Below are 20121 nucleotides of genomic sequence, written 5' to 3' on the forward strand. Positions count from 1 at the left end.
GAGGGCCATATAGCGGTCTATGCGTCCTCCCAAAAGAGTAAAAACGTCACATTCTGAGTGTGTTAGCGCAAACCTCAAACGATTGCGCTAACGCTTGCGCTAGCCTTTGGATCGGGTAGGGTCAGTTTGCGGCAGGTGATTAGAAAGGAAGCGGTATGAGCGGTCTTTTAGCGTTGTTGGACGATGTAGCGGGGATCGCGAAAGTTGCGGCGGCTTCGGTTGACGATGTGGTCGCTGCAGCGGGCAAGGCAGGGGCAAAAACCGCTGGGGTGATTATCGACGACGCAGCAGTTACTCCGAAATATGTTCAGGGCTTCGCTCCGGCGCGTGAGTTGCCGATAATCTGGCGCATCGCGCGAGGTTCAGTATTTAACAAGATCGTATTATTGTTGCCCGTCGCCTTGCTGCTTGCGAATTTCGCGCCGTGGATGATCACGCCCCTATTAATGTTGGGGGGCTCTTACTTGTGTTTTGAGGGGGCTGAGAAGATTTTTCATGTCCTGTTTCCACACGGTAGCCACGCCATCGACGAAGACATGAAAATACGCGACCCCGGCCACCTTGAGGAACAGAAGGTTAAAGGAGCGATAAAGACCGATTTTATCCTGTCGGCTGAGATCATGACCATCGCGCTTGCGGCCATCGAAGCGCCAAACCTTTGGATGCAAGCGGCAACTCTGGCAGTTGTCGGGGTGGGTGTGACCGTAGCCGTTTACGGTTCGGTCGCTTTGATTGTGAAAATGGACGATGTCGGATTGTTTCTGGCCCAAAATGCGATGACCCCTGTTGGTCGCGGGGCAGGGCGAGGGCTGGTCAAGGCTATGCCCATCGTCATGAAGGTTCTTTCAATTGTCGGTACTGCGGCAATGCTGTGGGTCGGTGGATCAATCATGATCCACGGTATGGAAGAGTTGGGTTTTGGCTGGTTGGGTCATCACATTCATGATTGGGCGTATGCGCTGGGACACTCAGTTTCGTCGTCGTGGACAGGTGTCGTTGAATGGGTGTCCAAGGCGGCAATGGACGGCGTGTTCGGGTTGGTCTGGGGCATGGTACTGATCCCCGTGGCAACAAAAATCATCTCGCCGCTGCTGTCCAAGAAGGCCGAAAGCCACTGATATCAAATAGAAAAGGGCGGCCAGAGCCGCCCTTACTTTCTCTCTTTGGCTGACTTACAGCCCGAGAAGTTCTTTGACCTTTGCAGCGGTCGCTTCGGCGGTGATGCCGAAATGCTTGTACAGTTCACCAGCAGGGGCCGAGGCTCCAAAGCTGGACATGCCGATGAAGCCAGCCTTGGCTTCGCGACCGCGTTCACCCAGCAGCCAGCGATCCCAGCCACCCGCACGAACTGCGGCTTCGATGCCCACGCGGACGGGGCCAGCAGGTAGTACGCGCTTGCGATAGGCTTCGTCCTGCTGTGCAAACAGCTCCATGCATGGCATCGAAACGACGCGGGTGCCGATGCCTTCGGCCTCAAGCATTGCCTTGGCCTCCATCGCCAGCGACACCTCTGATCCGGTGGCGATCAGGATGGCCTGACGTTTGCCCTCGGCCTCGGCCAGAACGTAAGCGCCTTGCGCGGTCAGGTTCTTGGTCTTGTGCTGGGTGCGCACGGTGGGCACGCCCTGACGGGTCAGAGACAGAACCGAGGGGCTTTCCTTGAAGGTCAGCGCCAGTTCCCAGGATTCGGCCGTTTCAACTGTGTCGGCGGGACGGAACACATAGGTGTTTGGTGTCGCGCGGCTGATGGCCAGATGCTCAACCGGCTGGTGGGTCGGGCCGTCTTCGCCCAGACCGATGGAATCGTGTGTCATCACGAAAACCGACGGCACTTTCATCAGCGCGGCCAGACGCATGGACGGACGAGCGTAGTCGGTAAAGGCCATGAACGTGCCGCCATAAGGCCGGATGCCGCCGTGCAGCGCCATGCCGTTCATTGCAGCGGCCATGCCGTGTTCTCGGATACCGTAGTGGATGTAACGGCCCTTGCGGTTTTCCGGCAGGAATACGCCCATATCGGCGGATTTGGTGTTGTTCGAGCCGGTCAGGTCAGCCGAGCCGCCCACGGTCTCGGTCATGATCGGGTTGACGACGTTCAGAACCTTTTCCGACGAGGCGCGGGTGGCCAGTTTCGGTTGATCTTCCGAGGCCTGTTTCTTGAACGCGCGGATGGCACCGGCCAGTTTCTTGGGTGCTTCAAACGCGTAGGCACGGTTGAACTCGGCCTGTTTGCGTTCTGAGATTTGCGCGAAACGCTCTTCCCATGCCGCGCGTTCGGCTGCACCGCGTGCGCCGATGGCTTCCCACGCGGATTTCACGTCAGCGGGGATTTCAAACGCATCATGGGGCCAGCCATAGCCTTCCTTGGCAGCCTTCAGTTGCTCTTGATCGGTCAGTGCGCCGTGGCCTTTCGAGGTGTCCTGCGCCGCGTGACCCAACGCGATGTGACTTTCGCAGGCGATCATGGTCGGCTTGTTGGACTTTTTCGCCTGAACGATGGCCGCGTCAATGGCTTGCGGATCATGACCATCGATCTCAATCACATGCCAGCCCGAGGCCGCGAAACGGCGCACCTGGTCCGTGCGATCGGCCATATCAACGGTGCCGTCGATAGTGATGTTGTTGTTGTCCCAGAACACGATCAGCTTGCTCAGCTCGTGACGACCGGCCAGCGTAATCGCCTCTTGGCTGACGCCTTCCATCAAGCAGCCGTCGCCTGCGATGACATAGGTGTAGTGATCAACGACCTTTTTGCCGTAATGTGCGCGCTGGATCTCTTCGGCCATGGCAAAGCCAACGGCGTTTGAGATGCCCTGACCCAGAGGTCCGGTGGTCGTTTCGATCCCGTCGACCAGAAAGTTTTCCGGGTGACCTGCGGTTTTCGCGCCCAACTGACGGAAATTCTTGATTTCTTCCAGTGTCACATCGCTGTGGCCTGTCAGATACAGCAGCGAGTAGATCAACATAGAGCCATGACCCGCCGAAAGAATAAACCGGTCACGATCCGGCCAATTCGGGGCAGAGGCGTCAAACTTGAGGTGTTTCTCGAACAGCACGGTCGCAACGTCGGCCATGCCCATCGGCATACCGGAATGGCCGGAATTGGCGGCAGCGACGGCGTCAAGGGTCAGTGTGCGGATGGCCGCAGCTTTGTCCCAGTGTTCGGGGTTTGCATTGCGCAGCGCAGTCAGGTCCACGGGCGTTGTTCCTTTGGATTACAGGCAGATTGGCCGCTCAATACCATTCAGTCGTCAAAGTGCAAGCATAACCGGGAGTTGGGGTCGCCCAGAGGATCAAGAACGCAGTTCAACCTGTTGAAAGCAAACAGTGGGTATTTTCTGCGCCGTTGGGTTAGACTAGAGCAAGATGCGGATTATGTTGATTCGGATGAACCGCAACACAAGGAACCTTGGTAAAGAGGTGGCAGGGGCATGAGCCAAATCGAAGAATTACAGCGCCGTATCGTCGCCGCGATGGAGCGGATTGGCACCGGGGTCGATGCCTTGCATGACGCAGCACCGGTGGAAGGCGCCCAAGACGAAACTTTGCGCTCGGCTTTGGATGACGAACGCGTGGCCAATGCGCAGCTTGAAGAACGGCTCAAGGCGTTGAAACATCGGCATGAACAAGAAGTCGATGCCATGCGTGCCGATATGGAAAGCCTGCGATCTGCGCCTTCGGATCATCCTGAAAACGGTGCTTTGCGTGAGCAGTTGGCCGAAGCAACGGCAAAACTGGCTGCCGTGGAAGCGGCCAGGGCAGAGCTTGCCGATGCCAAGGCTGCTTTGGAAAATCAGGATGAGGTTGAAACCCTGCGGGCCGAGAACGAACAACTCAGGTCGGCTGCAAAAAATGCGCAGGAGATTGAGGCCGAGAACGCCAAGTTGCGTTCGGAACTGGCCGACAGCGAGCGTGTTGCAGAGCTGAGTGCCGAGCTTGAGATGTTGCGCGCCGAACGTAGCAGCCATGGGGCGGCAATGTCGCGGCTGGATGATGACCTGCAGCGTATGCGCAAGGCCAATGAGCAGTTGCGAAAGTCGGTGGATGAACTTCGTGCCGCTTCTGAAAGTGGACTACCAGACGCCGAGTTGCTGAACCGGGCGACTGTGGCCGAACTGGAAGCGACCCGTGCGGCCCAGGCCACTGATGCGGCCGAGGCACATGCGGTCTTGGCGCGACTGGAGCCCTTGCTGTCGCGAGCGAAACTGGCTGATGGAGAGGTAGAGTAATGCCCGAAGTGACCATTCAAATCGGCGGGCGCGGCTTTGAAGTCTCGTGCCAGCAGGGTGAAGAAGTGTTTTTGCAGGCAGCAGCCAAGATGCTTGATGACGAGGCGCAAATCTTGTCCGATCAGATTGGCCGTATGCCGGAATCTCGGATGCTGTTGATGGCGGGTCTGATGCTGGCTGACAAAACCGCTGCAACGGACGACAGGATCAAGGCGCTTGAGGCAAAGCTGGCCGAGGCTGAGGCCGAGCTAAGCTCACTGCGGAACAAGCCCAAACCAGAGCCTGAGAGAGTAGAAGTCGCCGTTGTGCCGCCCTCGGTAACAGATACCCTGGCCGAGTTAGCTGCACGAGCCGAGGCACTGGCGTCGGTAATCGAAGAGAAAAACGCCGGATAACAGATGCTTAGGACGTTATTTCTTGCTGCCGCGACCACCGTGTCGGGCAGTTTCGCTTGGGCCGAAATTGATATTCTTCCGGTTACATTCACCTGCGAGAACGGCACCCCATTGCAAGTGGCCTATTTCAACTCGCCTGACGGGTCTAGTGCTGCGGCGATGATGCTTGATGGGCGACTGATAGCGATGAACCAAACTCCGAGCGGTTCGGGAATTCGTTATGAATCCATAGACGAAACCGGAACCTATATACTCCGGTCCAAAGGATGGGACGCGACAGTCAGCTTTCTGGCGACGGATGACGCCGCCAGCGAGCAAGTTGTGTTGAAAGATTGCGTCAGCCGCTGATTAAGCGTTTGCTTCGCGGATCTTGTCGGCTGCATCTTTGTCGTAGCCGACCCCGTTGTCGTCAAACAGAGTATCCAGTTCACCAGACAGGGTCATCTCGGTGATGATGTCGCAACCGCCGACAAATTCCCCTTTGACATAAAGCTGAGGAACCGTGGGCCAATCGGAATAGTCCTTGATGCCCTGACGTACTTCTTCGTCTGCCAGTACATTCACGTCAGTGTATTCGACACCCATATAGTTCAAGACACCGGCCACTCGTGACGAGAACCCGCATTGCGGCATCTCTTTGGTGCCCTTCATGTACAGCACCACGTCATTGGCTTTGACGGTCTCGTCGATCTGGGTCTTAACGTCGCTCATCTTGCGTTTCCTTTTCACCCGCCTCCGGGGCATTGGTTTCATCTTGTGACAGGCCGGGTGCCCATCCTTCTTCCTCTAGCCGTCGGTGTTCGGCCTGGGCCAGCGCCAACGGATCCAGCCCATAACGTTCAATACCTCCGACACTACTGATCTTATCCGGGTCGGGTCGCATATCGGCTAGATTACGCTTTCTGTTTCGCTTCACATAGGCTTCGACTAGGGCTGCGGCAACCACCAATAGCGCGATAGCGCAGACCCAGAACAGCCAACCGCTCACTTCAGTGCCTCACTCGGGCAGTGGGGTGACGGGGCGAAATGTTCATTCAGGCGCCTTCGTCGTCAACGCTAGCGCGTGCAGTTCACCGTCGGGGCCATCCATCTTGCCTTTCAGCGCGGCATAGACGGCGCGCTGCTGCTGGACCCGGTTTTTCCCGCGAAAACTTTCATCTACAACCATGGCCGACATGTGCACGCCATCGCTGCCGCCGACCTGAATTTCCGCATCTGGAAAGGCTTCGCGCAGCAGGTGTTCAATTTCGTGGGCGCTCATCGGCATGTAGGTATCTCCATAAGGTCTTTCCCAAGATGTAGAGTGCCGGGACCAAGCGTGCAAGGGTGAGGTGACGGCATAAAACACACAAAACCTGCGCTAGCCAAAGCGCAGGTTTTCGTGACAAACAATACCTTAAATTTAGGCGACCGCGGCTGCGAAGCTGCTGCGGAACGTAGCGGTAAGGTCATCCAGCGCGGCTTCGGAACTTCCGATGCGAACGGTGTCACCGGTGAAACGACCGACCGAGACCAGGGACACGCCAGCCTGACCCGCAGCGATCATTAGCGCCTCAGCCTGATCAAAGTTGCAGGCGACCAGATAGCGGGCCTGATCCTCGCCAAACAGGAACTCGGTCGAGGCATCGTCGAGGCAGACGCCCACGCCTGCGGCCTCGGCCAGTTCAAACGCGGCCAGCGCAAGGCCACCATCGCCCAGATCGGTGCAAGCTTTGATCAATTCACGATTGGCGCGGATGAAATCTCCGTTACGCTTTTCTGCGTCCAGATCAACATGCGGCGCGTCACCGTCTTCGCGGTTAAAGACCTCGGCCAGCAGAGCCGATTGACCCAGATGACCGTTGGTGTCGCCAATGACCAGCGCGACGTGGCCCTCGCGAACCTCGTTGCCTAGGATCTCGTCGGTATGGGCCAAGAGGCCCACTGCGCCGATGGTCGGGGTCGGCAGGATCGCCTGACCGTCGGTTTCATTGTAAAGCGAGACATTGCCCGAGACGATAGGCATGTCCAGCGCTGCGACAGCCTCACCAATACCTTGGATCGCGCCGACGAACTGACCCATGATTTCGGGCTTTTCGGGGTTGCCGAAGTTCAGGTTATCGGTGGTCGCCAAGGGCTTGGCACCCACGGCGGTCAGGTTGCGGTATGCCTCGGCGACGGCCTGCTTGCCGCCTTCAATCGGATTGGCGCGCACATAGCGCGGTGTCACGTCGCTGGTGAAGGCCAGTGCTTTGTCAGTGCCGTGGATACGTACCATTCCCGCACCCAGGCCCGGCGTCCGGGCAGTGTCGGCCATGACCATTGTGTCATATTGTTCATAGACCCATTGCTTGCCTGCATAGTTGGGCGAGGAGAGCAGGGCGCGCAGACCGTCAATCGGGTCAATCTGAGGCACCTCGGTCAATTCCTCAGCCTCGGGCGTTGCAACCCACGGGCGGTCGTATTCAGGCGCGGTCGAAGACAGCTTCGACAGGACCAGATCAGCTTTGACCTCTCCATTGTGGATGATCAGGAAACGGTCCTCGGCAATCGTTTCGCCAACGATGGCAAAGTCCAGATCCCATTTCTCGAACACGGCGCGGGCTTCGGCTTCAAGCTCGGGCTTGAGGACCATCAGCATCCGTTCCTGAGATTCCGACAGCATCATCTCATACGCGGTCATGTTCTCTTCGCGTTGAGGGACGTTTTCCAGATCCAGACGCACACCAAGGCCGCCCTTATCACCCATCTCAACAGCCGAACACGTTAGACCAGCCGCACCCATATCTTGAATCGAGATTACGGCACCGGTCTGCATCAACTCTAGCGTCGCTTCCATCAGGCGCTTTTCGGTGAAGGGGTCACCGACCTGAACGGTGGGGCGCTTTTCTTCGATCGTGTCGTCGAACTCGGCCGAGGCCATGGTCGCGCCGCCTACACCGTCACGCCCGGTTTTCGCGCCCAGATAGACAACGGGCATTCCAACGCCGGACGCAGCCGAGTAGAAAATCTTGTCGCTGTCAGCCAGACCAGCGGCAAAGGCGTTCACAAGGCAGTTGCCGTTGTAGGCAGGGTGGAAACGGACCTCTCCGCCCACGCAGGGAACGCCAAAACAGTTACCATAGCCGCCGATACCTTCGACTACACCATTCACCAGTTGGCGGGTTTTGTGGTGATCCGGCTCGCCAAAGGACAGTGCATTCATCGAGGCGATCGGACGTGCGCCCATTGTAAAGACGTCGCGCAGGATGCCCCCGACACCGGTCGCTGCGCCTTGGTAGGGCTCGATGTAGGACGGGTGATTGTGGCTTTCCATCTTGAACACCACAGCCTGTCCATCGCCGATATCGACAACGCCCGCGTTTTCGCCGGGACCGCAGATTACCTGTGGTCCTGAGGTGGGCAGGGTGCGCAGCCATTTCTTGGAGGATTTGTAGGAACAATGCTCGTTCCACATGGCGGAAAAGATGCCTAGCTCGGTGAACGTCGGTTCGCGCCCTATGATCTCGAGGATCATGTCATACTCATCGGGTTTCAACCCGTGGGCGGCAATCAGATCCGGTGTGATGGCTGGCTCTTGCATCCTGTTTCAGTCCCCGAGATGGCAATGGTTGGCGCCTTTTAGGGGAAGGGGCCGCCGGGGGAAAGAGGAAAGGCGAATTGACCGGTGCGTACTCTTGCCACGATCGCAATCTTTGAACCCAAGGTACGTGGTTCGCTATGTTCAAAGGCAAAGAGGCGCGCGGCCTGATCGAGCCGCGCGCCAGAGTGGAACTATTTCTTCTGTTCCTGTTGCTCTTGGGCTTGTTGCGCAACCGCATCCCCGGCCGCCGCGCCGATAGCAGCTTTCTGGTCGTCGGTCAGATGCTCGGCTTCTTCGAGGCCCGGAATTGCAACGCGAACCTCGCGGCGCGCGAAATCAATACCGTTTTCCTTAAACGCGGCTTTGACGCGATTGAATATCTCTTTGCGCAGCGTGAACTGCTTGCCGGGCTTTGCCATGAACTTGCCGCGGATGATCATGCCGACATCGTCAAAGTCAAAAACACCCTGAGATTTGAACGGTTGCAGGAACCCATCCTTGTGGGTTTCGTCCTCCATCATCTCGGCACCAATCTTCTTGAAGATTTTCTTGACCTTGTTTGGGTCGGTGTCGAACGGAACCGTGAACTTGAGCTTCATGATCACCCAGTCACGGCTGTAGTTCGTCAGCTTCTGGATTTCGCCGTATGGAATGGTGTGGACTGGCCCACGATGGTGGCGCAACTGCATCGAACGGATCGAGATTTTTTCGACCGTGCCGGTTGTGCCGCCAACATCTACATATTCACCAACGCGGAAGGCGTCGTCGATCAGGAAGAAGATACCTCCCACAATATCCGATACCAGTTTCTGAGCGCCAAAACCGATGGCCAGACCAAGGATACCAGCACCAGCCAGCAGCGGCGTGATATCCAGCCCCAATGCACCCAACGCGAGAAGGGTAAAAATAACCGCGATCGCGACCTGTGCAGTGACACGTAGCAAAGGCAGGACTGTCGCCAGGCGCGAGCCACCGGACCCTCCGCCTTCGCCTGCTTCTTCGTCCGGACTTTGTTCGGCAGCGGTCTGTTCTTTCGCCAGTCGGCGGTTGATCCAAAGCGAGACGACCTCGTTCAGGATGTAGCCAATCGCAATAATGATGAAGAACTGGATGACCTTGCTACCGGATTCCGTTCCACCCCCTGCGATCTCTTGCAGATCAAGATCCCAGGCGTTCGCGATCAACAAAATGATCAGGATACCCGCCAGAACACGTCCGATCCGAATGTAGCTGCGTTTGGTGGATTTGTACGCGCGTTCGGCAACGGCTCCGTCGCCCAGCATTGGAGGCTGCAAGTGACGGACAAGCCCCCGGATCAGTGTATCCAGCGCCGGTGCAATCAGCAGCCAGAACATTGTTGTGAAATGCGCTCCATGTGCCAGCAGGTCAAAGATGACCGGGCTGCCTTGTGCAGCAAGGTATTCGACCAGCAGCCAAGTGCCCGCCGAGACGCCAATGGCCATATATGGATAAAGCCGCGCTACTTCCTCATCGAAACGGGTTCTATCAGGGTCAGAACCCCGCATCATATCGGAAAGGCCATCGCGCGCGCGCCATGCAATCAGGCCGATATAGATGTGGATCGCGGTGTTCAGCCAGAAACCCAGACGGGATTCGCCCGGCGGCACTCCGTTAAGGGCGTTGAAGTCCAGAATGAACATCGTCAACCCGATCAACAGGAACAGGCCGATCAGGTTGCGATGAAGGTACTTTGCCCAGTGATCGTCAACGTTGACCAGTCTTAGATTGTGTTGGTTCGGAGCAAGTATGAACCGGGAAATCGCCGCGCCCAGACGCGGGAACCAGATCAAGTAGAATACGAACGGGGCAGCTTGCGCGATCTGCTGTTCGTCCAATAGCTGACGACCAACAAAAACCAGGGTGTAGTAAAAGACCAGAAGGCCCAGAAACTCTCCGCAGAACCGTTTGAACAGATAGGTCAGGGCGCCACGCAAGTTGGACGAAGCGTCCCCGTCTACGACGTTGATCCAACGACGTGTCCACAAACCAACCAGTTTTTCTGCTGCATAGCCGATGGCCAACGCAAGGAATGTATACCCAAAGAGGGTGATCAGCCCGTTCGAGCCAAAAGTCGCTCCGAAATTTGAAAATGCTTCGGTCTGAGCTGTCACTAGCAATGGAACCTTACGGATAACGTCCATCCATGACGCGGTCATGGTTGTTACGGTATCGGAAATCGTTTCGATCAAACCTTTTCTCGAGGCAGTGGTTTCAGCTTGTTGCGCAGCCACGGCATCCAATCGCTCAAGAAGGATCGCGCGGACCTGATCGTCTGACATGCGTGCAACAAGGTCGTCGACCTGCTCGGGGGTTAAATCCTCGGGAATTGAGATAGAGGCTGCGGAACCGTTGGCCCCTATTTCCTGCGCGGCGATTGGCCCTGAAAGCACTAAAACTGAAAGTATCGCCAACAAAAGACGAAAAGGGTGAAACATCGAATCTGTCCTCGAACACAAGTCTTGATATTTTTTTGTGATCATAGGTTTAAGTGCCCGGCTTTCCCAGATGTTTTGCCGGTTCGACGCAGCCCTCATTGCGGAAGGCAAAAAAAGGCCGAGCACTAAGCTCGGCCGAAGTCCAACAGGGAGGTATGAAGATGATGAGCGTTTCAGCATCACCGCCTTCGAGTGCTCATTTAGGGATCAGTTTGTGAACGATCAAGATTTTTCGGTGTGATTTCGGGCATGTCCGCTATGATCGCCGCGCATACCTACAGTTTTCCCATCTGCTTCAACTGCTTGCGTTGTTCAATAATTTCGTCCTGCACAAAGTCGCGGAACGCAGCCACGCGCTTTGAGTGGCGCAATTCCTCGGGGTAGGCGAGATAAACAGGGACGTCAGCGGCATCAATGTCCGACAAAATCGGAACCAGATGCGGGAAATCCTGTGTCACATAGTCCGGCAGTACTCCGATACCAAGATTGTGCAAAACGCCCTGCAATACGCCGAAATAGTTATTCACCGTAAGCAATGAGCCGGGATTGTAGGTCATAAGGTGCCGAACCATAGAGGCGCTTGCACCAACTTGCGGGGCCGCAGGCGTTTGGCAGATCAGCCGGTGGGTGGAAATATCCTCAAGCGTTTCGGGTTGGCCGTTTTCGGCGAGGTATTCCTTTGTCGCATAAAGCTGCATCTGAACGGTCATCAGGCGTTTACGCACAAGGTCGGCCTGGCTGGGTTCTTTCATTCGGATGGCAACGTCTGCCTCACGCATCGGCAGGTCCAGAACGCGCTCCTCAAGCATCAGGTCGATATTCAGGTCAGGATATTGCTCGTAGAGTTTCGGGAGACGCGGCGCCAGCCAAAGCGTTCCGAACCCGAATGTCGTTGTGACGCGAAGCACGCCAAAGACTTCTTCTTCACTGTCCCGGATACGCGCAGCCGCGGCGTCCAGGCGTTTGGACATGGCCGAGGTCGCATCGAACAGTAGCTCACCTTGTTCGGTCAGGATCAGACCGCGAGCGTGACGGTGAAACAGGGTCGAATCAAGTGTTTCTTCCAGTGCCCGAATTTGCCGACTGACAGCCGATTGCGATAGATTTAACCTGTCACCCGCATGGGTCAGGCTGCCTGCGTCGGCGACCGCATGAAATATCCTAAGCTTATCCCAGTCCATTACCGCAACTTTCGTTATCCTTCGGAATGACTATATGAAATAGGTAACAACTTCCACATTCAAACGGTGAAATCCTTATGTTTCAGAGGATAAACACTATACAGGTCAGGAATTGTGACCTAAAATGAATATAAATGAAGCACACTGATCTGACGAGGGGAGGCGTCTGATGAGTCAGCCACAGATATCGCTACACGACCGGTTCGATCTGGAGAAAAATCCCGTATTGCTAAACGGCACTCAGGCGTTGGTTCGCTTGATGCTGATTCAAAAGGCACGGGACAAAGAGGCCGGGTTAAATACCGCGGGCTTGGTGACCGGGTATCGGGGTTCTCCGCTCGGCGCAGTGGATCAACAGATGGTCCGCGCACAAAAACAACTGGCCGAAAGCGACGTCACTTTTCAATACGGCTTGAACGAAGACCTTGCGGCTACTGCGCTGTGGGGCAGCCAGCAAGCCGGGCTGCGTGGTGACGGTAAATACGACGGTGTGTTCGGGCTGTGGTACGGCAAGGGGCCTGGGGTTGACCGGTCGGGCGACGTGATGCGCCATGCAAATATGGCTGGGACGGCCGAGCATGGCGGCGTTCTGATGGCGATGGGGGACGACCACACAGGCGAAAGCTCGACCGTACTGCATCAATCTGAATGGTCGCTGGTCGATACTTATATGCCCGTGGTTAGCCCGGCCGGAGTTCAGGAAATTCTGGATTATGGCGTCTACGGATTTGCACTCAGCCGGTTTGCCGGTGTCTGGGTTGGTCTGAAGACGATGAAGGACACGATCGAAGTGACATCGGTCGTGGATGGCAGTGCGGACCGAATGAAAGTGGTGACACCTGAGTTTGAGATGCCTGAAGGCGGCTTGAACATCCGGCTTGGCGACACGCCCCACCTGCAAGAAGCGCGGATCATCGACTATAAACGGTTTGCGGCGGAAACATTCTCGCGCGCCAACAAGATGGACAAGCGGGTGTGGGGCAAGCCGGGTGCCAAGATCGGTTTTGTCGCGGCGGGCAAAAACTGGCTCGACCTCGTTCACGCCATGTCGCTATTGAATATCGACGCGGCCGAGGCCGAACGGCTTGGGATCACGACCTATAAGGTGGGGCAGACTTTCCCTCTGGACATGACCGGGTTCCACGAATGGGCCGAGGGGCTGGACCTGATCGTGATCGTCGAAGAAAAGCGCAAGCTGATCGAGGTGCAGGTCAAGGAGGCCATTTTCGACGATCGCCGGGGCCGCCGTGTCTACGGCTGGTACAAGGGTGGGGCAGGTACGCTGCACCGGGAGGAGCTTTTCCCGACCCGTGGCGCGCTTGATCCGATCATGATCGCCGAGAAACTGGGTGAGATTCTGATTGAGGAAGGTCGTGAGACAGACGGCATTCTCGGTGGTCTCGCCAAGCTGTCCGAAGCGCGCCGTGCCGACAACGCCGAAGAGATCGCGACCCGCCTTCCGTATTTCTGCTCGGGCTGTCCGCACAACAGCTCTACCAAAGTGCCTGACGGCAGCCGTGCTTATGCCGGTATCGGATGTCACTATATGGTTCAGTGGATGGATCGGAATACATCCGGCTTTACCCAAATGGGCGGAGAGGGCGCGAACTGGATCGGCGAAGAACCGTTCTCGACCACGCAGCACGTATTCCAGAACCTTGGGGATGGCACCTATAACCATTCCGGGGTGCAGGCCATTCGTGCGGCATTGTCTGCGGGAACAAACATCACCTTCAAGATCCTGTTCAATGACGCCGTTGCCATGACCGGCGGGCAGGAAAATGAAGGCGACCTGACCGCCGAGCGGATCGTGGCCGAAGTCAAAGCGATGGGCGTGAAAGATGTCGCTTTGGTCTATGATGAGAAAGAGGACGTGAACTTCAAAGCTCTGCCTGCCGGGGTCGAGACATTTGAACGCGCGGAACTGATGCAGGTTCAGGAACGATTCCGTGACATAGAAGGCGTTTCCGTCATCGTCTACGTACAGACTTGCGCTGCCGAAAAACGTCGGCGTCGCAAGCGCGGTACTTTTCCCGATCCGGACAAGCGGGTGTTCATCAACACCGATATCTGCGAGGGCTGCGGGGATTGCGGCGTTCAGTCGAACTGTGTGTCGATTGTGCCCCAAGAGACGGAATTGGGGCGCAAGCGCGCGATTGACCAATCCAGCTGCAACAAGGACTTTTCCTGCCTTAAAGGGTTTTGCCCGTCTTTTGTTACCTTGGAAGGGGCGGAAATCCGCAAGGAAGCCACGACTGAGATTGATCTTCCCGACCTGCCGTTGCCCACTCTGCCAACGATCCACGGCACCCATAATGTGGTGATCACCGGTATTGGCGGAACTGGCGTCGTTACCTTGGGCGCTGTGCTGGCACAGGCAGCTCAGATCGATGGAAAAGGTGCCGGAATGATGGAGATGGCGGGGCTGGCGCAAAAAGGTGGCGCAGTCCACATTCACTGTCGTCTCGCCGATCGGCCCGAAGACATCAGCGCGATCCGCGTGGCCACAGGTGAAGCGCATACATTGATTGGTGGTGACCTTGTCGTGTCCGCCGGGTCCAAGACACTTGGTCTGACCCGCTCAGGCCAGACAGGGGCGGTGGTGAACAGCCACGAAACGGTCACGGGTGATTTCACCCGAGACACCAAGTTCCGCATCCCGGGTGACAGGCTGGAACTGGCATTGCAGGCGCGGTTGAAAGACGACGTTTCCTTGTTTGATGCCACGGAACTGGCGCGTGCGGTGATGGGGAATTCGATCTATTCCAACATGATGGTGTTTGGGGCTGCGTGGCAGCGCGGGTTGCTGCCAATCAGCCATGAGGCCGTTTTGACGGCCATCGAGCTGAATGGAACAGCGGTTGAGCGTAACAAACGGGCGTTCGACATTGGACGCTGGGCCGTTTTGCATCCAGAAAAGGTCAGTGAAATTCTACGCCCCAAGGTCGCTGAACTGCCTAAAACCCTGGATCAACTCATCGAGTTCCGGGCGAGCCATCTATCTGAGTACCAAAGTGCTCGGCTGGCAAAACGATATCGGAAACTGATTGACTCGCTTGACGATGCGGAAATCAAAGAGGCCGCCGCAAAAGGCTATCACAAGCTGTTGTCCTATAAGGACGAATACGAGGTTGCCCGCTTGTTGTTGTCCAGCCGCGAAAAGGCCGCTGCTGAATTCGACGGGGATTTCAAGATGACATTCCATCTGGCCCCTCCGTTGCTAGGTGGGACCGGACCTGACGGACGCCCGCGCAAACGGGATTTTGGCGAGTGGATGCTGGGTCCGCTAAAGATGATGAGCAAGCTCAAGTTCCTGCGCGGTACGCCGTTGGATATTTTTGGCTACAGCGCGGAACGGCGTATGGAGCGTGCCTTGATCAAGCAATATGAGCGCGATTTCAAAGAGATTTCTTCGCTGATAACACCGCAGACAAAAGACGCCGTTGTTGCGCTGGCCCAGTTGCCGCTGGATATTCGGGGGTTCGGAGCGGTATTGAAGGAAAACGAGGCCAAGGCCGCCAAGCGCCGCGAAGAACTGTTGGCAACGATCCGCAGCGGAGGGCCAGACTTACGCGCAGCAGCCGAGTAAATCGTCACAGCCCTGTCACGATCTCTAGGCAAACTTGTTGCCTGCACATAAATAGCAGGCAACTAACCCCGGAGACGTCCATGCCCTCGCGCCGCCATGTCGCTCGTGACATTTCGTATGCCTATTCCGCCGAAACCAAAAGCGGACGCATGGTCATCAAGTTGATGGAAAATACCACGGGCCGGATGCGGCTGATCAAGCGGGCCGACGGGTACGAAAAGGACGTCGCCAACGGGCGCGATTTCTGGTCGGTCATGGTGGATCGGTATGGGCTTTCTCTGGATGTGGTCGGTGGGTCTCTGTCGCATATTCCAAAGACGGGGCCACTGATCCTGATTGCCAATCATCCTTATGGCATTCTGGACGGGATGATGATGGGCCACATCCTCTCCCAGACGCGGGGCGATTTCCGCATTCTTGCCAACAGAGTATTTCGCAAGGCAGAGGACCTGAACCGCATCGTCCTGCCGATTTCCTTCGATGCGACGAAGGAGGCAATGAAGCTTAACCTCGAAACACGGAAGACGGCGTTGAACTATCTGGGTGAGGGTGGCGCAATCGGCATTTTTCCCGGTGGTACCGTCAGCACGGGCGCAAAGCCGTTCTCTTACCCGATGGATCCGGGATGGCGCGGGTTTACTGCGCGGATGGTCGCCAAGTCGAATGCCACCGTGGTGCCCGTTTTTTTCGACGGCCACACCTCGCGTCTGTTCCAGATCGCCAGCCATCTGCACAGCACCTTGCGCATGGGTTTGCTGATCAAAGAGTTCAAAAAACGCGTGGATACACCGGTCAAAGTCGTCGTCGGAGAGCCGATTGGCCGCGACGTTCTGGACCCTTTGGCAAAGGATACGCGCAAGATGATGGATTTCCTGCGCAAAGCCACGTATGAGCTGTCTCCGAAGCCGTTAAAGTCCTATGACTACGGCTATGAATTCGAGGAACGGCATCGCGCCTGAAGGGGCAAATGGCAGTAGGTATTTTTGATTCTGGTTTGGGCGGTCTTACCGTTCTGGACGCCGCGCAGAAACGTCTGCCCGACGTGGATTTTCTGTATTACGCAGACAGCGCGCATGCGCCTTACGGGGTGCGGGATGCCGAAAACATCTATGATCTGACACGCGGCGCCGTGAACGATCTGTGGGATCGCGGCTGCGATCTAGTGATTCTGGCCTGCAACACGGCAAGCGCTGCCGCGCTGCGCCGGATGCAGGAAGAAGGCGTACCGGAAGGCAAGCGGGTTCTGGGCGTTTTTGTTCCCTTGATTGAGGCGCTGACAGAGCGTCAGTGGGGCGACAACAGCCCCCCGCGCGAGGTCGCCGTAAAACATGTCGCCCTGTTTGCAACCCCTGCAACCGTGTCCAGTCGGGCATTTCAGCGCGAACTGGCTTTCCGGGCGATCGGTGTGGACGTCGAGGCTCAGGCGTGTGGCGGGGTTGTAGATGCGATCGAGGATGGCGACATGATCCTGGCCGAAGCACTGGTACGCAGCCATGTCGATGCGCTGAAACGCAAAATGCCGGAACCGCAAGCCGCTATTCTTGGTTGCACACACTATCCGTTGATGGCCGAAACGTTTCAGCAAGCTCTGGGTTCTGACGTGCAGGTCTATAGCCAAGGTGATCTGGTCGCCGAAAGTCTGGCCGACTACCTTCATCGTCATCCCAATATGATGGGAGGGGGCAAGGGCGGTTTCCTGACCACAGGCAAACCGGATTTCGTCAGCGATCGGGCGACTCAATTCCTCCGACGACAAATCACCTTCGAGTCTGTCTGACTTAGGTCAAGGACTGTTCCAGGCTGCTGCCTTAGTTCAAAGGCCGTCGCATCGGCGGTCATGATATGTGACATTCAGAAACAAGAGGTCTCAGATGACCCATAAAATCGCAATTCTGGGCGCTTCGGGCTATACTGGCGCTGAGCTGGTTCGGTTGATCGCCGAACATCCGAATATGGAAATCACCGCTCTCGCCGCCGAGCGTAAGGCGGGGCAGTCTATGGCGCAGGTCTTTCCTCATCTGCGCCACATGAACCTGCCGGACTTGTGCAAAATATCGGAAATCGACTTTTCGCAGATCGACCTGTGTTTTTGCGCACTGCCGCACAAAACCAGCCAAGAGGTCATTCGCGATCTCCCAAAAGATTTGAAGATCATTGATCTGTCCGCTGATTTCCGTCTGCGTGACCCCGACGAATACGAAAAGTGGTACGGCAATCCGCATGCGGCTTTGGAACAGCAAGACGAAGCGGTCTATGGCCTGACCGAGTTCTACCGCGATGACATTCGCAGTGCCCGTTTGGTGGCAGGCACCGGGTGCAATGCGGCAACGGGGCAATATGTACTGCGTCCGCTGATTTCGGCCGGGGTGATTGATCTGGACGACATCGTTCTGGACCTCAAATGCGCCGTATCGGGGGCAGGGCGGTCGCTCAAGGAAAATCTGCTACACGCGGAACTCAGCGAGGGGTACAACGCCTACGCTGTCGGCGGCACGCATCGGCATCTTGGTGAGTTCGACCAAGAGTTTTCAGCCTTGGCCGGACGTCCCGTGCACGTGCAGTTCACGCCTCACCTGATACCGGCGAACCGGGGAATTCTGGCGACCACTTACGTCAAGGGCGATCCGGCTAGTGTCTATGAGGCATTGGTCAAAGCTTATACGGACGAGCCGTTCATCCAAATGCTGCCCTTTGGCGAAACGCCATCGACCCATCACGTGCGTGGGTCGAACTATTGCCATATCGGGGTAGTGGCCGACCGGATTGAGCGTCGCGCAATCGTTATTGGTGCTTTGGATAACCTTACAAAAGGTAGCAGCGGCCAAGCCTTGCAGAACGCCAACCTGATGTTAGGTGAAGACGAAACCTCTGGCCTGTTGATGGCCCCGTTGTTCCCGTGAGGATGACATGAAAACGCTCAAGAAACGTCGTCGCGTTCAAATCTTACTGCTGACGGTTGTTGCTCTGGCTCTGTCGACGGTATTGATTGGATACGCGATGCGGGATGGCATCAACTTTTTCCGGTCTCCAAGCCAAGTGATTGCAGAGCCCCCGAAGCCGACGGAGGTTTTTCGGATCGGCGGTTTGGTTGAGGAAGGCTCGATCGTACGGGGACAGGGTGAAACCGTGCGCTTTGTCGTTACCGATGGCGGAGAAAGCGTTCCAGTCGCCTTTACGGGCGTTTTGCCTGACTTATTTTCTGAAAACCAAGGCATGGTCGGCACCGGAAGCTACGTGAACGGTGTCTTTGAAGCCACTGAAATTCTGGCGAAACATGACGAAACATATATGCCGAAAGAGGTTGTGGACGCGCTCAAAGAGCAAGGCGTTTACCAACACGCCGACGAGGGCTGAACCCCTATCCAATGCTGATTTTCCCACGGGGCGTTGCCTGTATCATGCAGGTAGCGTCCTTTCTCGTTTTACTGCTTTAACGATTTTGTCTGACCGTTTCTCCGTCCACAAACGGAGGGTTCAGTGCAGACAGTTCGAGAGATTGCAGCAGAAATCGTGGCCCGAGAGGGCGGATTTGTTGATGACCCAGACGACCCGGGCGGAGCAACCAAGTATGGCGTGACAATACATACCCTGCGTCGCCTAGGGTTGGATGTGTCCGGTGATGGGATGGTGAACCGGATGGATGTCAAAATGCTGACTAAGTCCAAGGCCATCGACATCTTCGTTTCTCACTACTTTGACCAGCCGAGGCTGGCCTTGTTGCCCTCGGACTTGCAGTCTTCGGTATTCGATATGTACGTAAACGCAGGCCCTCAAGCCGTTAAGATTCTACAGATTTTGCTAAGGGAAATGGGGTTCACCGTCTCTGTTGACGGCGTGATTGGCCCTCAAACCGCGCAAGCGTCCCACAAGGCAGCGGACCCGTCACCCCTTGTGCTGAGAAATGCCTATGGTGTGGCCCGGCGCAACTATTATTTCCGTGTCGCTGACCAACGACCGTCTGCCAGAAAATATGCGCAGACCAGAGCGGGAGGAAAAGGCGGTTGGATACGACGAGCCGAGGAATTTCTTTCGCCGAGATACCACCTGAGTGAACGGGAATTCCAGGAAAGGGTGTCGTCATGGGGCTGATCTCGGAGATTTTGACATTCTTGTTTGGAAGTGGCCGGAACGTCGTGCGCGAAACTGCCGAGGTGTTTCGCGAGAATGCTGAAAATGGTGCAGCAAGGGATCTAACCCTGCAAAAACAGGCGATGATTCAATTCGGTTCCGAGTTCGCCCCTTCTCGGAAGGGCGCATACGATAAGTTTATTGATGGCCTCAATCGCCTACCAAGGCCAGCTTTGGCGTTTGGCACGCTTGGCCTGTTTATTTCCGCGATGATCGATCCCCTTTGGTTTGCTGCGCGAATGCAGGGGATCGCGCTTGTCCCCGAACCGTTGTGGTGGCTGCTAAGGGTCATTGTATCCTTCTACTTTGGCGCACGTCATCAGGCCAAATCTCAGGATCTGCAGCGCGAGATTTCGGCCACGGTGCTCCGCGCTCCGAAGGTCGTCGACAACCTGACGCTTCTTGGTGATTTGCGCAGCAAGCAGCTTGGTGCTGCAGACCCCGGCACCGATGCCAATTTGACCGATAGTTCGCTGGTTCCCGAACCCAACCGCGCGCTTGAGGATTGGAGACGCCAGAATATGCGCTGACCGCGACACTATGTTCGGCTCTGGGCCATGAAAGTGATTGGTGATTGTCTC

Annotated in this window: 18 protein-coding genes; 11 read left to right on the forward strand and 7 right to left on the reverse strand. The window is 56.5% G+C overall.

Annotated elements, in window-relative coordinates:
* Window positions 1-155: 155 nt before the first annotated feature.
* Window positions 156-1118, forward strand: a complete 963-nt coding sequence (locus ACR0KS_RS13820; protein WP_170388536.1) for a DUF808 domain-containing protein — start codon at window positions 156-158, stop codon at window positions 1116-1118.
* Between the two features lie 54 nt (window positions 1119-1172).
* On the opposite strand, the gene tkt is transcribed toward ACR0KS_RS13820, so the two are convergent.
* The gene (tkt, locus tag ACR0KS_RS13825) at window positions 1173-3197 is read right to left on the reverse strand and encodes a transketolase (RefSeq protein WP_170566750.1); all 2025 of its coding nucleotides are present in this window, start codon (window positions 3195-3197) and stop codon (window positions 1173-1175) included.
* A 234-nt stretch (window positions 3198-3431) separates the two neighbouring features.
* Between tkt and ACR0KS_RS13830 the strand changes: the two genes are divergently transcribed.
* From ACR0KS_RS13830 to ACR0KS_RS13840, 3 genes are read left to right on the forward strand one after another with little or no spacing between them, the layout of a single operon-like run.
* A complete protein-coding gene (locus ACR0KS_RS13830; protein WP_170566749.1) occupies window positions 3432-4229 on the forward strand; it encodes a coiled-coil domain-containing protein in 798 nt (265 codons plus the stop codon).
* The gene (locus ACR0KS_RS13835; protein ID WP_170485507.1) at window positions 4229-4624 is read left to right on the forward strand and encodes a cell division protein ZapA; all 396 of its coding nucleotides are present in this window, start codon (window positions 4229-4231) and stop codon (window positions 4622-4624) included. The genes ACR0KS_RS13830 and ACR0KS_RS13835 overlap by 1 nt, the downstream gene beginning before the upstream one ends.
* A gap of 3 nt (window positions 4625-4627) precedes the next feature.
* A complete protein-coding gene (locus ACR0KS_RS13840) occupies window positions 4628-4972 on the forward strand; it encodes an MliC family protein (protein WP_170566748.1) in 345 nt (114 codons plus the stop codon).
* Here ACR0KS_RS13840 and grxD read toward each other — a convergent pair whose 3' ends face one another.
* The 6 genes from grxD to ACR0KS_RS13870 all read right to left on the reverse strand — a co-directional run bounded on the left by grxD (window position 4973) and on the right by ACR0KS_RS13870 (window position 11823).
* Complete coding sequence (gene grxD / locus ACR0KS_RS13845; RefSeq protein ID WP_170388527.1) at window positions 4973-5335, reverse strand: Grx4 family monothiol glutaredoxin; 363 nt, start codon at window positions 5333-5335, stop codon at window positions 4973-4975.
* Window positions 5322-5612 carry a hypothetical protein gene (locus ACR0KS_RS13850; RefSeq protein ID WP_170566747.1) on the reverse strand — a complete coding sequence of 97 codons (291 nt, stop codon included), beginning with the start codon at window positions 5610-5612 and terminating at the stop codon, window positions 5322-5324. The genes grxD and ACR0KS_RS13850 overlap by 14 nt, the downstream gene beginning before the upstream one ends.
* 42 nt (window positions 5613-5654) lie before the next feature.
* A complete protein-coding gene (locus ACR0KS_RS13855) occupies window positions 5655-5891 on the reverse strand; it encodes a BolA/IbaG family iron-sulfur metabolism protein (RefSeq protein WP_170388523.1) in 237 nt (78 codons plus the stop codon).
* A gap of 135 nt (window positions 5892-6026) precedes the next feature.
* Window positions 6027-8186, reverse strand: coding sequence for a phosphoribosylformylglycinamidine synthase subunit PurL (gene purL / locus ACR0KS_RS13860; protein WP_170566746.1), 2160 nt, complete (start codon window positions 8184-8186; stop codon window positions 6027-6029).
* A 191-nt stretch (window positions 8187-8377) separates the two neighbouring features.
* Window positions 8378-10642, reverse strand: a complete 2265-nt coding sequence (locus tag ACR0KS_RS13865) for a mechanosensitive ion channel family protein (protein WP_170566745.1) — start codon at window positions 10640-10642, stop codon at window positions 8378-8380.
* A 275-nt stretch (window positions 10643-10917) separates the two neighbouring features.
* Window positions 10918-11823 (reverse strand): LysR family transcriptional regulator, encoded by a 906-nt coding sequence (locus ACR0KS_RS13870; RefSeq protein WP_170388518.1) that lies wholly within the window; start codon window positions 11821-11823, stop codon window positions 10918-10920.
* 169 nt (window positions 11824-11992) lie between these two features.
* Between ACR0KS_RS13870 and ACR0KS_RS13875 the strand changes: the two genes are divergently transcribed.
* From ACR0KS_RS13875 to ACR0KS_RS13905, 7 genes are all read left to right on the forward strand, one after another.
* Entirely contained in the window at window positions 11993-15412 is a 3420-nt protein-coding gene (locus ACR0KS_RS13875; protein ID WP_170566744.1) for an indolepyruvate ferredoxin oxidoreductase family protein, read from the forward strand.
* 80 nt (window positions 15413-15492) lie between these two features.
* On the forward strand, window positions 15493-16371 hold the full coding sequence (locus tag ACR0KS_RS13880) for a lysophospholipid acyltransferase family protein (RefSeq protein ID WP_170566743.1): 879 nt from the start codon (window positions 15493-15495) through the stop codon (window positions 16369-16371).
* A gap of 8 nt (window positions 16372-16379) precedes the next feature.
* Entirely contained in the window at window positions 16380-17189 is an 810-nt protein-coding gene (locus tag ACR0KS_RS13885; protein ID WP_170388512.1) for an aspartate/glutamate racemase family protein, read from the forward strand.
* Between the two features lie 94 nt (window positions 17190-17283).
* Window positions 17284-18312, forward strand: a complete 1029-nt coding sequence (argC, locus tag ACR0KS_RS13890) for an N-acetyl-gamma-glutamyl-phosphate reductase (protein ID WP_170566742.1) — start codon at window positions 17284-17286, stop codon at window positions 18310-18312.
* Window positions 18313-18319: 7 nt separating this feature from the next.
* Entirely contained in the window at window positions 18320-18766 is a 447-nt protein-coding gene (ccmE, locus tag ACR0KS_RS13895; RefSeq protein WP_170388508.1) for a cytochrome c maturation protein CcmE, read from the forward strand.
* 123 nt (window positions 18767-18889) lie between these two features.
* The gene (locus tag ACR0KS_RS13900; protein ID WP_170566740.1) at window positions 18890-19501 is read left to right on the forward strand and encodes a holin-associated N-acetylmuramidase; all 612 of its coding nucleotides are present in this window, start codon (window positions 18890-18892) and stop codon (window positions 19499-19501) included.
* Window positions 19492-20070, forward strand: coding sequence for a holin family protein (locus ACR0KS_RS13905; RefSeq protein ID WP_170566738.1), 579 nt, complete (start codon window positions 19492-19494; stop codon window positions 20068-20070). The genes ACR0KS_RS13900 and ACR0KS_RS13905 overlap by 10 nt, the downstream gene beginning before the upstream one ends.
* Window positions 20071-20121: the final 51 nt, after the last annotated feature.

The sequence above is a fragment of the Ruegeria sp. BC7 genome (assembly GCF_056539165.1).

Bases quoted from the DNA above. Each gene is read 5' to 3' on its own strand.
- purL (WP_170566746.1), bottom strand. From the start codon at position 8,186: ATGCAAGAGCCAGCCATCACACCGGATCTGATTGCCGCCCACGGGTTG.
- ACR0KS_RS13835 (WP_170485507.1), top strand. From the start codon at position 4,229: ATGCCCGAAGTGACCATTCAAATCGGCGGGCGCGGCTTTGAAGTCTCG.
- ACR0KS_RS13830 (WP_170566749.1), top strand. From the start codon at position 3,432: ATGAGCCAAATCGAAGAATTACAGCGCCGTATCGTCGCCGCGATGGAG.
- ACR0KS_RS13905 (WP_170566738.1), top strand. From the start codon at position 19,492: ATGGGGCTGATCTCGGAGATTTTGACATTCTTGTTTGGAAGTGGCCGG.
- ACR0KS_RS13820 (WP_170388536.1), top strand. From the start codon at position 156: ATGAGCGGTCTTTTAGCGTTGTTGGACGATGTAGCGGGGATCGCGAAA.
- ACR0KS_RS13880 (WP_170566743.1), top strand. From the start codon at position 15,493: ATGCCCTCGCGCCGCCATGTCGCTCGTGACATTTCGTATGCCTATTCC.
- ACR0KS_RS13870 (WP_170388518.1), bottom strand. From the start codon at position 11,823: ATGGACTGGGATAAGCTTAGGATATTTCATGCGGTCGCCGACGCAGGC.
- ACR0KS_RS13865 (WP_170566745.1), bottom strand. From the start codon at position 10,642: ATGTTTCACCCTTTTCGTCTTTTGTTGGCGATACTTTCAGTTTTAGTG.
- ACR0KS_RS13885 (WP_170388512.1), top strand. From the start codon at position 16,380: ATGGCAGTAGGTATTTTTGATTCTGGTTTGGGCGGTCTTACCGTTCTG.
- ccmE (WP_170388508.1), top strand. From the start codon at position 18,320: ATGAAAACGCTCAAGAAACGTCGTCGCGTTCAAATCTTACTGCTGACG.
- argC (WP_170566742.1), top strand. From the start codon at position 17,284: ATGACCCATAAAATCGCAATTCTGGGCGCTTCGGGCTATACTGGCGCT.
- ACR0KS_RS13855 (WP_170388523.1), bottom strand. From the start codon at position 5,891: ATGCCGATGAGCGCCCACGAAATTGAACACCTGCTGCGCGAAGCCTTT.
- ACR0KS_RS13840 (WP_170566748.1), top strand. From the start codon at position 4,628: ATGCTTAGGACGTTATTTCTTGCTGCCGCGACCACCGTGTCGGGCAGT.
- ACR0KS_RS13875 (WP_170566744.1), top strand. From the start codon at position 11,993: ATGAGTCAGCCACAGATATCGCTACACGACCGGTTCGATCTGGAGAAA.
- grxD (WP_170388527.1), bottom strand. From the start codon at position 5,335: ATGAGCGACGTTAAGACCCAGATCGACGAGACCGTCAAAGCCAATGAC.